Annotated in this window: 8 protein-coding genes; all 8 read right to left on the reverse strand. The window is 60.9% G+C overall.

Annotated elements, in window-relative coordinates:
• Nucleotides 1-281 precede the first annotated feature (281 nt).
• Nucleotides 282-1,517: a cytochrome P450 gene (locus KYT97_RS15865; protein ID WP_245005837.1), complete on the reverse strand. Its 1,236-nt coding sequence runs from the start codon at nucleotides 1,515-1,517 to the stop codon at nucleotides 282-284.
• Between the two features lie 68 nt (nucleotides 1,518-1,585).
• Nucleotides 1,586-2,611 carry an ABC transporter ATP-binding protein gene (locus KYT97_RS15870; RefSeq protein ID WP_219110214.1) on the reverse strand — a complete coding sequence of 342 codons (1,026 nt, stop codon included), beginning with the start codon at nucleotides 2,609-2,611 and terminating at the stop codon, nucleotides 1,586-1,588.
• A complete protein-coding gene (locus KYT97_RS15875; RefSeq protein WP_219110215.1) occupies nucleotides 2,586-4,586 on the reverse strand; it encodes a dipeptide/oligopeptide/nickel ABC transporter permease/ATP-binding protein in 2,001 nt (666 codons plus the stop codon). Before KYT97_RS15875 ends, KYT97_RS15870 begins: the two co-directional genes overlap by 26 nt.
• Nucleotides 4,583-5,524 carry an ABC transporter permease gene (locus tag KYT97_RS15880; RefSeq protein ID WP_219110216.1) on the reverse strand — a complete coding sequence of 314 codons (942 nt, stop codon included), beginning with the start codon at nucleotides 5,522-5,524 and terminating at the stop codon, nucleotides 4,583-4,585. Before KYT97_RS15880 ends, KYT97_RS15875 begins: the two co-directional genes overlap by 4 nt.
• Nucleotides 5,525-5,582: 58 nt before the next feature.
• Nucleotides 5,583-7,100 (reverse strand): ABC transporter substrate-binding protein, encoded by a 1,518-nt coding sequence (locus tag KYT97_RS15885; RefSeq protein WP_219110217.1) that lies wholly within the window; start codon nucleotides 7,098-7,100, stop codon nucleotides 5,583-5,585.
• Between the two features lie 334 nt (nucleotides 7,101-7,434).
• Nucleotides 7,435-8,514, reverse strand: a complete 1,080-nt coding sequence (locus KYT97_RS15890; RefSeq protein ID WP_219110218.1) for a Zn-dependent alcohol dehydrogenase — start codon at nucleotides 8,512-8,514, stop codon at nucleotides 7,435-7,437.
• A 66-nt stretch (nucleotides 8,515-8,580) separates the two neighbouring features.
• Nucleotides 8,581-10,704, reverse strand: a complete 2,124-nt coding sequence (locus KYT97_RS15895) for an acetate--CoA ligase family protein (RefSeq protein WP_219110219.1) — start codon at nucleotides 10,702-10,704, stop codon at nucleotides 8,581-8,583.
• 82 nt (nucleotides 10,705-10,786) lie between these two features.
• Nucleotides 10,787-12,901, reverse strand: coding sequence for an acyl-CoA dehydrogenase family protein (locus tag KYT97_RS15900; RefSeq protein ID WP_219110220.1), 2,115 nt, complete (start codon nucleotides 12,899-12,901; stop codon nucleotides 10,787-10,789).
• Between the last annotated feature and the right edge of the window lie 48 nt (nucleotides 12,902-12,949).

A 12,949-nucleotide genomic window follows, 5' to 3' on the forward strand; every position in this document is an offset into this window, starting at 1 on the left:
CTTTCATTATTCATGCGAATAATTCGTAGAACTGCACCTAGTCCTCGACGCCGCACTGAGAAGGACAAACGGAGTTGTCATCCGTGAGCGAGCACTGTGCCTGTACCACGCAGTCTCCACGTACCAACGACAGCGGGAACGTCGACGAAGCCGCGTCATTCTACTGTGAGGCCAAACCGGCACCGCAACCAAACTACTGACCGCACACAAAGGACCTCCGGAGCCCTGCAGGCTCCGGAGGTCCTTTGTCGACCGAGGTTGTGACGCGAACCTTTTCGCGTCTATACGTCCCACTGCAATGGCAGCGAGAGCAAGGAGAGCTGCCCACCCCGCTCAGTCAGCTCGGCACCGGTCGCGACCCGATAGTTCGGAATGCGAGCGTGCCACTCCCGCAAGACAACCTGAAGCTCGAGCCGGGCCAGGTGCATTCCCAGGCAACGATGCGCGCCGGCCCCGAATCCGAGATGCTGATTGACTCCGGTACGCCCCAGGATGTACTCGTCAGGCTCCGGAAACTTTCGCGGATCCCGGTTAGCAGACCCGATGCCGAGCCAGACTACGTCACCCTTGCTCATCTTCAGATCGTCGAAGTCGGTATCCTGGGAGACTTCTCGCCCGCCCTGGATCACCAGAGGATAGAGCCTGATGAACTCCTCCATTGCAGCCGGAATCAGCGATGGATCTTCAACCAATTCCTGACGGTGGTCGTCGTGCTCGGCAAGGTGCGTGAAAATATAGCCCAGCGCGCTGCGCGTAGTGTCCAGACCAGCCAGCATCAATGTCATGCAGACAGTAAGAATGTCCTCGTGTGGGATCGGCTGGTCGTCGATCTTCGCTTCGATCAGCCGGCTGACCAGATCTTCCTTCGGGTCCTTCGGATTCTTCCGACGATCGGCCACGGCCTTGTCGAAGTAATCCATGATCTGATCACCGGCTGCCTTCGCTTCCTCCTGGCTGCCGCCGAAGAAACCGTCGAAAACCTTGTCGACCCACGGTAAGAAGAATTCGCCATCTTCAAGTGGGAGTCCGAGCAAGTGCAGAAACATGTCCGTCGGATAGCGAATCGCGAACTCCGAGACGAAGTCACACTCGCCCCTCGGCGCAAGTTCCTCGATCAGCTCGATGCACCGATTGGTCGCGGCCTCCTCCAGCCGCCGGACTGCAGCCGGCGCAAAATACGGGTTGATAACCCTGCGCATGGCGATATGCGGCGCACCGTGGAGATGCTGAGGTAACAGATCGACCGTCCGCGACGGATTGAGTGCACTCGTGACGTTAGTCGTGAAGTCCTCGGCTCGTTGAAATCCTTCGAGCACGTCGTCATAGCGCGTCAACATCCAAAAGCCACGATCCGTGGTGTCGTTGAACTGGAAACGGGAGGCCTCACGGTCCGCATTCAGCAAGTCGTAGTGACTACCCATCGGGCCGTCAGCCGTGTAGTCGGTGTGATTGAAGGGGCAGCCTTCCTGCTTACCGGGAGAACCGGAAGCGGGAGAATGCAGATCTTCGATTGTCACTTGTGGTCACCTTCTCCTCGATGCGACACCTCGGACGAGGCTCGCGTCAAAATCGTTGATGTCGCGGTTTACGCAATCTTGACTGGGACACGCTGCGCTCCAACACACTCCGGGTGCGTTGACGCCGAGTCGTAGAGATGACACGCCACCTCTACGCCCTCGCATACGGTCCGGGCCGGCCGAGTGGAAAGGCACACCGGAGCGGAGTGCGGACACCGGACAGCGAAGGGACAACCCGTCTCGGACGCGTGAGACGCCCCCGCGGTGGTTGCCGAAACAGATTTTCGCCGAAGCTCACGCCGCTGCCGCTGCAGTACGGGGTTGGCGACTGGCGCTGCTGCAACCAAAGCCTTGGTGTACGGATGCAAAGGTCGGTCGCACACGCGTTCCGCCGGACCACTTTCCATCACCTGGCCGCGATAGAGAACGACAACGCGATCCGAGATGTGCCGAACCACGGCGATGTCGTGCGCAATGAACAGATACGCAACACCGAGCTTATTCTGCAGCTCGTCGAGAAGGTTGATCACCTGCGCCTGGGTCGAGACGTCCAGTGCGCTCACCGCCTCGTCACAGACCACCAGTTTCGGCGAGATCGCCAGAGCCCGGGCTATCGCGATGCGCTGACGTTGCCCACCGGAGAACTTGTCCGGGTATCGCTCTGCCGCATCAGCGGGCAGACCGACTGCGCGCAGCAACTCGGTCACCTTGGCCTCCGCCTGCACCTTGGTCATTCCCGGCTGTGTCAGAAGGGGCTCGGCCAGAGTCTTACCGACCGGGTGACTCGGGTTCAGAGAACTGAACGGATTCTGAAAGATGACTTGGAGGTCCTCTGCCAACGACCGCCGAGTCCGGCCCGACGCATGCGTGATGTCAGCACCGTCGAATCTGATCTCGCCGCCCGATGCTGGGGTGAGGCCGAGCACCGCGCGCCCGATCGTGGACTTACCCGAACCCGACTCGCCGACGAGACCGACTGTCTCACCTGCATTCACAGTCAGGCTCACACCGTCCACTGCACGTAACGGCTTGGTCTTCCTACCAGGAATCCGATATGTGACCTCGAGGTCAGACAGCTCTAGAAGAGTACTCATGCTTCACTTCCTCCAAGGAGTCGATACGGATGCATCGGCTCTGTCGACCGAATGCGTCAAGTGCCACGAGATGTATGGGCTGAGTGGTGCAATCGGAAGCGGCAAACTCGCACCGCGACGCAAACCTGCACGCGTGCGGCCAGTCCCGGGGCACCGGCACAGTCCCTTCGATAGTGGGCAGTGTCCCCTCTGCCCCGTCGAGCGAGGGTGTCGATCGCAGGAGGCCCTGGGTGTAGGGGTGACGGGGCTGCTCGAACAGCTCCTCGACGGGTGCCTGTTCCACGACCTGCCCGGCGTACATGACAACCGCCCGGTCGCAGATGTCGGCGACCACTCCCAGATCGTGTGTCACCAGGATCAGTGCCATCCCCAGTCGTTCCTGCAACGAGCGCAGCAGGTCGAGGATCTCGGCCTGCACAGTAACGTCCAGAGCAGTGGTGGGTTCATCGGCGATCAACAACTCCGGTTCGCCTGACAACGCGATTGCGATACCTGCCCGTTGAGCCATGCCGCCGGAAAGCTGATGGGGGTAACTACGAAACACGTTTTCCGGATTGGGAATCCCGACCAGTCCGAGCAATTCGAGTGCACGCTCACGTGCCTGGGCTCGATTCATCTTCGCGTGGTAACGGATCGGTTCGCACAGTTGGTAACCGATTGTGAATGACGGATCGAGCGAGACCATCGGCTCCTGCGCGATATATCCGATCCGCGTTCCTCTGTATGCCGCCAACTCCTTGTCGGTGACTCTGGCGAGGTCGACACCGTCGAACAGCACCTGACCGCTCACGATGTTTCCCTCGCCTGGAGTCAGTCCCGGAATAGACAGTGCGGTAACAGTTTTGCCGCATCCGGACTCCCCGACCAAGCCGATGGTCTCGCCTTTGCGCACCTCGAAACTGACTCCGTCGACTACTGGCTGCAAGCCGCCCTCTGCCGGGAACGAGACCACGAGATCCCGGACCTCGAGCAATGGCGCACTGCCGGTCGACGTCTTCTCGTCACCGGCCGGACGAGCCAAACCAGGCAGTTTCGACCTGGCAAACGGCTTGCCAGTTGCAGCATTGCCTTTGGTAGTCGGTGCAGCGTCGCGCAACGCGTCACCGAGAAAGTTGAACGACAGCACCGTGACAATGAGAACCACACCGGTCGGCACCATCAGCCAAGGGTCGACGTTGATGTTCAACGCTGCCTCGGCGATGCCGGCGCCCCAGTTCGGCGCGGGTTGCTGGGGCCCGAGACCGAGGAACCCCAAGCCGGACTGTACCAACAGGGCGGTTCCCAATGTAACTGAACTCAAAATCAGTAGCGGCGCAGTCACATTGGGTAACACGTGACGCACAACGATTCGGAATCCACCCAGGCCGGAGACCTTGGCCGCGTCGACGTAGAGTTCATTACGTACCGCTGCTGTCGTCGCGCGGACCAACCGAATGAAGCTCGCCGAAACGATGATGCCGAAAGCGGTCATCGAGATAGCGAAGCCGCGTCCGTATACCGCCACCACCGCCAGCAGGATAATGATGGTCGGCAGAGCCATCAGCAGTTCCGCGATCCGGCTGATCACCGCGTCGAGCCAGCCAGCCCGGTATCCGGCGATCAGGCCCAGCGGCACCCCGATTACCAGCGCGGTCACCACTGTGGTCGCAGAACCGAGAATGCTGATCGACCCGCCGTGCATGAGCCTACTGAGGATGTCGCGCCCGAGAGAGTCCGTGCCGAGCCAGTACTCACCGGAGGGCAACGCAAAGGAGTTGCCGAGATCCTGGGCAAGCGGATCGTGCGGTGCCAGCACGGAAGCACCGAAACTGCAGACCAGCACGAGCAGGACCCAACCCGCGCTGAACCACACGCCCGGCCGGGACACCAGTCTGCGCAGGTACCCATGGCCTTTGGGGGCCGCGGAGCCTGCAGATGCGGACTCGACCGGTTCCGGTGCAACAAGATTCTCTTGCGGTGTAGTCACGGTTGTCATGATCGCCTCATCTTGGGATTGAGCCAGCTGTTCGCGATGTCCACGAGCAGGTTCACCGCGAGCACGATGGTGGTCGTGCAGATGACCACGGTCAGGATCATCGGCAGGTCCTTCGCATTGACAGCCTGCAAGGTCAGCGCACCGAGTCCGTTGAGAGCAAACACCTGCTCGACGATGACAGTTCCGCCGAGCAACCCGATGAATTGGAATCCAACACTCGTCACTATCGGAATGGATGCGTTGCGAAGGGCGTGCCGAAAGACCAAGGAACGATGCGGAATTCCCGTCGCGCGCAGGGTTCGAATGTAGTCGTTACCGAGTACGTCGAGCATTGCGCCTCGTGTCTGACGTGAGATCGCGGCCACCCCCACCGCACCAACCGAGATGGCAGGCAACGTTATCGAGCTGAGCCAGCCTGAGAAAGACTGCTCGATAGGCACATAACCAACAGAGGGGAACATGCCCAGCTTCACGGAGAAGACCAGCACCAGCAGCGCACCGAGCCAGAACGAAGGCACCGACATCATCAGACTCGAAAAGGCCTGAGTGCCACGATCAATACGCCGCGAACTCATTGCGCTGAGAACTCCGAATGTCAGACCGACCAGGACGGTCAGAATCACCGCGCCGATCACCACCGACAGCGTGATCGGCAGGCGGGAATTGACGTCTGTGATTGCGGGCCTACCTGTTTGAAGCGACGTCCCGAAGTCACCTGTCAAAACTCCTGTGAGCCACGACCAGTACTGAACGACGAGCGGACGGTTGTAACCCATCTGCTCGTTCAGCGCCTCGACGGCTTCGGGGGTGGCCGATTCCCCGAGGATGGTGCGCCCGGGGCTGCCAGGCATGAGGTTGACCAGCAAGAAGGCCATGGTGGCGATCGCCCACAGCATCGGGATGACAGTCAACAGTCGTTTCGAGATTGTGATTAGCACAGTTCACTCCTCTACCTGTTCGTGTGGCCCGCTGCTGCGGGCCACACGAACTCTGGTACTACGCAGGTTGGAGGGTCCGGACGACCGGCAAGGTGGGATCGAACTGGGTGAACTCAGGCTCCTTCAACGTCTTCGGGTTGTAAAAGTAGTACGCGTCACCAAAGTTCGTGATCGTGAAGAATGCCTGCTCCACCGTATAAGCGGAGAGTTTCTTGAACGTGGCGTCCTGCTCCGCACCGGTCTGCACCGCGGCCTGGGAAATCAGCTCGTCGACCTTCGCGTCCTTGATCTTGTACGCGTTGTAGAGGCCGTTACTCGAAAGTATCTGTGTCGCGTCGTAGAAGTTGTCGGCCGGGTTGTAGAACCAGGCGTAAGTCGGCGTCTGCCCGGAGAATCGCGCTGTCTGGTAGTCGGGCAACTGAAGGTTGTTGATGGTTGCGTTAATTCCGACCTTGTTCAGCATCTGCGCAGCAGCCTGAGCGTAGCGATCGAAGAACTGCACCTGCGTGCACACGATTGTCAGATCGAGTCCGTTTGCGTACCCGGCTTCTGCCAGCAACTGTCGCGCTTTCTCTGGGTCGTACGGATACTTGGTGTCCAACGCCGGGTCATTGCCCGGACTGCCCGGCGGGAAGACCTGCGTCGAGATCGTGCCTTCACCGATGGTCTCCTGCAAAGCTTCTCGATCCATCGCGTAGTTCAGTGCTTGACGGACGCGAATGTCGCCGAGCGCGGGAACGTCACGCCCTTCCCGGTCGCCGATCATCAGACCGGCGCTGTAGGACAGTTGCTGATGCGTCTTCATTCCTGCTTGCTCCGCAGTAGGTACGTCCGGCCGATTGCCGATCGTTCCGTCGATCTGACCCGAGCGCAACGCGTTCAGGGCTGCCGCAGTATCCGAGATCTTCTTGAGCACAAAAGTATTGAAGTTGGTGTTCTCGACGTCCCAGTAACCGTCGTTCTTCACGAAAGTGAAGGTGTCGTTCGGCGTCGAACGAGAGGCGTCGAGTGAGTACGGCCCCGAGCCGATCGGGTACTGGTCGAGCTGGTCGGGATTGTCGATGGCCTGCGGGCTCACCATCATGCCGAGGTTCTGGGTGAGGACTAGCGGCAGTGAAGGATTCGGCTGCGAGAGCGTCAGCTTGACCTTGTACGGATCGGTGACTTCCACGCTCGAGACGTCCGCGAGCTGGAACGTCTTCGGCCCGGTCACCGTCTTGGCTCGGTCAAGATTCTTCTTCGCAACTGCGGCGTCGAAGGTAGTGCCGTCGGTAAACGTGACTCCCTCGCGCAACGTCATCTCGAAGGTGGTGGGCGTCGAGTAAGACCACTCGGTGGCCATCCCTGGCGAGAACGCGCCGTCCGCACCCCGATAGATCAACGAATCGTAGACCGCCTGAAGTCCCTGCTTGAACACGCTCCAGTCATTCTTGTACGGATCCCATTTGCTGACCACGCTAGTCGCAGCCAGCGTGACCGTATCCGTGGACTGCGCGCTTGTCGTTCCGCCCCCGCAAGCCGTGAGCAGTCCGACGGACATGAGTCCCGCCATCACCGCCGCCACCTTCGTGCGCATGAACCCTCCTGGATGATTTCGTTCGTGGCTCCTGCCACGCAATAGATGAATCATGATGCAGATCACATCTAAAGTCAATGACAATTATGCGCATCGTTAGCACTAATTTCTAGTCGAACAATCTCGCCGGCCGATACCGTGAATCCCGGTCCGCGCCGAACAGAAGTCCTAAGCGCTTTCCGAATGTCGGGTCGTCTGTAAATGGATTCGACAGTGTCCCTTGATGCACTGGACGCGGCCGGACACAAGTCGGCAGCCCGTCGGACCAGATGTCCGGCGGGCTGCCTTCGCACTTGTTGCCGCGGTGCCGTCCGACGGCACCGCAATGGATCTTCTAGAAGGTGAGCACCGCACGTGCGCCGAGGGGATGATCCAAATCCTTCAGAGCTGCGTTCACACCTGCAAGCGGTACCCGCTCGCTGAGCAATGCATCGAGTTCCAATCGCCCGTCAAGATAAAGTTGGCAGTACAGCGGGATATCCAGGCGAAAGCGCGTAGACCCCATCTTGGTCCCTTGCAGTTTCTTCTCCAGTAGAAGTTCCGTCGCCGGAATTCGAACTTCCACGTCGGGTCTGGCAACTCCGACCACCGTTGCGGTACCCATTGTATCGAGCATCGCGAACGCCTGCTCTATTGTCACCGCGATACCGACCACCTCTATCGCGTGGTCGACACCACCGCGGGTGATCTCCCGCACGGCTTCAACGGGGTCGCATGCGCTTGCATCCACCACGTCCGTCGCACCGAATTTCTTGGCGAATTCGAGCTTCTCGGGGATCTTGTCGACCGCGATAATGCGCGATGCGCCGGCCAACCTTGCACCCTGGACGACATTGAGACCGACACCGCCACAACCGATCACCGCCACGGTCTGACCCGCCTGCACATTTGCCGCTCGCCGCACCGCACCGAGTCCGGTGATACCCGCACACCCGAGGAGCGCCGCTATATCGAGAGGCATCGCCTCCGGCAGACGAACCAACGTGCGCTCGTGCACGAGCAGTACTTCTGCGAATCCACCCAACCCGACGAAAGCATCAACTGCCTCACCCACGCGAGACAGTCGAGGGGTTCTACCAGCCGGCCTCGCACGCTTCTTGTCCTCACAGTGCTGCAGTTCACCGGACATACACCAGCGGCACACCCCACAGAATGCAGACGCACAGGTTGCCACTCGGTCACCCGGTCGTACGTACGTCACATCGCTACCCACCCGCTCGACGATTCCCGACGCCTCGTGCCCCAGCACCAACGGCAGGGCAAGAGCCTGAGCGCCGCACTGCATGGTCCGGTCGGTTTGGCATACTCCCGAAGCAACAGTGCGGACCAGCACTTCGTGCGGCCCCGGATCCGCGACATCGATTTCCTCGATGCTCAGATCCGAATTGAATTGGTTAAGTACTGCAGCTTTCAACGCTTACACCTCCGGGTTGTCGGGGACTTGTCAGGCAGTGGGATCCAGGTCAGCGCACCAGCGCACTCAGTTGGCATCTCGCCACACGACCAGCGCGTCGAGCGCCTCGATCGTCGAGCCATCAACCCGAAGCGGGTTGACTTCCAACGAATCCAAGTTGGGTTCGAGCTCCTCCGCAAGACAACCGACCGAGTGCACAACCTCGGCGAGCGCGTCCAGGTCGACCGGCGTGCCGCCCCGCACGCCGTGCAACAGTGCAGCCCCTCGCAAGCTCTCGAGTAGGCTTCGCGCCTCATCCTTGGTTACGGGAAGAGGCGCCAACGCAACGTCATCGAGGACCTCGACAAGGACTCCGCCCAGCGCCACGGCAAGCATCAAGCCCCAGTCCTGGTCGCGCGTTACTCCTACCAACAGTTCGATGCCACCAGACCGCATGGGTGAGACCAGAACTCCATCCAGGATCGCACCATTTGCCGCAGGCTGAGCTGCCGCGGCAAGGATTTCGCTGTAGACGCGGTCCGCATCGGCTTCCGTCACCCCAAGGCGGACGCAGCCGAGATCGCTCTTGTGTGCAATATCCGCCGAGACGATTTTCATTGCCACAGGGCAGCCGAACTGCCGTACAGCTTCGGCCGCGGCAGTAGCTGAGTGCACGTGTACCGCCGGAACGACCGGGACACCGGCAGATTCGACGAGGTTACGGGCACCGACTTCGGAAAGCGAGGCTGAGTCGGCAGTTCGCGTCACCACGTCGTGCGCCTCATCCGTCTCGCCGATCCGCGCACGACGCTGCGACCAGTGCGCAACGCGCGCAAAGGCATCCACACCCAAGCGCAATCCCGGAATCACGTGCGGCACACCGCCCCTGCCCATGGACTTCCGCGCCGTTGCACCGATCGGCTGGGTCACCTGTGTCAGGTAACTGCCTGGAGCCTTACTTCCGTTCAACCCCGCGCCGATCGCGTCCACGAGCGATTGACCGTAGAAGTCCTCCCCGGTATCGCCGAGTGGCAGGCTATTGACTACCAGGACGGCACCGACCTCGGGGTCGTTACCCACTGCCGCAACCGCTGTCCTGAACAAACGGGGATCAATGATCGCGGCGCCGGTCACGTCCAACGGATTCTGGACGTGCCCGTACGATGGCATGGCTGCCGCGATTTCACGCACGGTTCCTTCTGCGAGCTCAGGAATACGTACACCGGCATCGTGCGCCAGATCCGCGATGATGTCACACGCGCCACCGGAGATCGATACGATGCCGAGTCCAGTTCGCTCCAACGGTCCTGTGTGCGCAGCAAACCCAGCAGTCACCAACATATCTTCGACGGTGTCCACGCGGATCACGCCGAGCCTCGCAAAGACCGCATCCACGACCCGGTTGTCCCCGACCAGCGCGCCGGTATGCGCGGTCGCAGACCTGGCGGCGAGTTCACTCTTACCTGCCTTGAGCACAACCACCGCCTTCCCTGCCTTGGCTGCCCGCCGGGCAGCGGATGCGAATACCTCCGGCTGCCGGATCCCTTCCATGAATACGGCGATGGCCTCGACCTGATCGTCTTCGACCAGGTAGTCGATGAGGTGGCCGACCGTGACCATAGCTTCGTTCCCGACGGTGAAGACGTGCGAAAGTCCGACACCGGAAAGGGCTGCAAAATCCTTCATTGCGGCACAACTGGCACCGCTTTGCGAAATGAGGGCGACGTTGCCCGGCTTCTGCGGTGGGTTCGCCAGCGCCATCGCCGGAATACCGGCCGCGACATCGACGTACCCCAGCACGTTCGGTCCGATCAAAACCACACCCAATTCTTCTGCAACAGTGCACAATTCCCGCTGACGCTGCTGCCCTTGCGTCCCGGTCTCGGCGAAGCCCGAACTGAGTACGAGCACCCCCTTTGCTCCGGCGCCTGCGGCATCACGCAGCGCCTGTGCCGCCGCTGACGCCGGCACCATGACAAAGGCCAAGTCGATCGACATTCCTACGGACGCGCAGGTCGGATGCGTCTCGCGCCCATGCACCTCCGGTGAGCGGGGGTTGATCAGAAAGGTCCTCGCTTCATGCCCGGCGGCAACAAGATTCGCATGCACAAGACGTGAGAAGTTGGACTTGTCGCTTGCCCCGATTATCGCAAAACTCTCGGGGGTGAACGCGACTCTCAGCCGCTCCGGTGTGATCGGTGTACTTTCCATCAGTCCTCCAATATCGCTCGCCGCTATGTTCAATCAACTTGTGGCACCGCCGATAGTTGACGGCGACCTGGGTTATCGGGAACTACTCGCGCGCCATGCCCATTCGACGCGCGATCAACGCACGCTGAATGTCATTGGTGCCGCCGCCGATGACAAACATCGGAGCCGCCCGGAGCGCCTGTTCGAACACCCCGTTGCCGACGGAGCCTGCACACCCTGCGGACAACGCTGCGTTGGGTCCGAGCACCTCGAAGGCAAACTGGCCGAGATCCTCGGCGAGCTCACCGGCGAGGACTGCCACCATCGGTGCAGTGTCTGCCTTTCCGGAGCCGTCTGCGACTTCGTCGTTCGCGGCGGCCACCATCACTCGCGCCGCCTGCAATCTCGCTGCCAGACTGGAAAGCCGTTGCCGCAGATAGGAGTCGGAACTCCCCAGCATGCTTTTCGGGTCGGCGCGGACAAGCCCCACCAGGTCGTCGAACTGTCGATGCAGCGTCGCCGCGATCCCTCCCATGACCAGACGCTCGGAAGTGAGCGCGTCCGTGATGACGCGCCACCCTCCGTTGACGTCACCCACCCGGGCCGAGTCCGGAACACGCACGCGATCATAGAACACCGAACATGAGATCTCCCCGGATAATGCTGTGTGGCTTTGAATTTCGATACCTGGTGCATCCATGGGCACAAGGAAGATAGTGATACCAGCATGCCGTGGGGACGCTTCGGGGTCAGTTCTGGTGGCCAGCCACACGTGGGTGGCCGACAATGCCCGGGTTGTCCAGGACTTCTGCCCGTCAATCACCCAACCACCGGCCTCCCTCGTCGCCCGAGTACGCACCGACGCCAGATCCGAGCCCACCTCCGGTTCGCTGTAACCGAGACAGAAGGCCATCTCACCGCGGCCGATCAGCGGTAGGAACTCCGCCTTCTGCTCGTCCGTTCCGTGCCGGAGGATTGCGTGACCGAGGAGGCTTGTCGCACTGAGTGCGCGATCCACTGGGACAGGTGCCCGGAAGTACTTGGACTCGGCCGCCAGAGTGGCGCGATCCGCTGCTGTCGCCGAACGCCCGCCGAATTCGTCGGGCCAGCCCAGCTTGTACAGTCCTCGCCGGGCATACTCGTCACGCAAACCCTGTTCGTCAAAATTCTCACCGGATTCCCAGCGATGCAGTATTTTCCGAATTTCCGATCGGAAAGCACTGTCACCAAGCACCCCTGCATCAGGCAATTGCCTACCCCCCTCGACCAACTGGCCGGCGACCTGCGAATTACGGCCACGCAATCGGTCGAGCACAGCGACATCCGCATGTACCCGACGGAAGAGCCAGCTCGCCTGATGCTCCTCGAAGTACCCGATGGCGCCGAGCGTGTGCTGCGCTGCGAACAGCGCGGTGGTAACGACTTCCCGTCCGTGGTGCACTGCCAGGTCCGCCGACATCGCGATATCGAGCGAGTCTCGATGCCGAATCACTTCGTCCACAAGAAGATCTGCAGAGACAAGTTCGATCTGCGTATGTGCGATCCGCTGCTGGACAGCACCGAAGGCGCCGATAGTTCGCCCGAACTGGGTACGAGTGCGAGCATGGTCTGTCGCAAGTTCGTGTGCGCATCCGGCCGCGGCGAGAGTTCGCACTACCAACGCCAGCTCCGCGATACTCCGAATCTGTCGCACTTCGCTGACATCCAGTCTGCGAGTGCAGACGGAATCCGAGCCCGATACCCGCGACCAGGTCGGCACGGCCATTCCAGGAGTGGCCAGGCGATGCTCCACAGGGAGTAGATCCACCAGCGCATTGAGAGTGTCGACCCGAACCAGATGCGTCGCGCTGGACGCACATTCGAGGGAGAAAAATTCGATCCGGTCAACCTGGTCCGTGAAACAGACGAGTGGCCTGATCACGCCTCGAGCAATCGTATCGGCCTCGTCGCCGCCGAGAAGCTGGATCGCCGTGTACGCGTCTGCTATCGGCAGCGGACAGGCGCGGCGACCGAGTTCACGTTGTGCGGCCACCAGGAAACCCAGTGCACGGTCCACACCCAGTTCGAACCACCCCTGTTCGGCAGCAACGTCCCACAACCCGGCGATATCGGCACCAGGCGCCGCCGTTGCATCACCCCACAGTCGATCAAGCACCCGCCCAACAGAATCCGCAAAGTCCTTGTAGTCCGTCGCGTCGGATTCCACAGCTGTCGTCATGCGCCCACCCTTACTGAACGATCATCGTTGATTAATTACTATATGAAC

Origin of the sequence: Rhodococcus globerulus (genome assembly GCF_019334125.1) — a bacterium.
GTDB classification, from domain to species: Bacteria; Actinomycetota; Actinomycetes; order Mycobacteriales; family Mycobacteriaceae; genus Rhodococcus_F; species Rhodococcus_F globerula.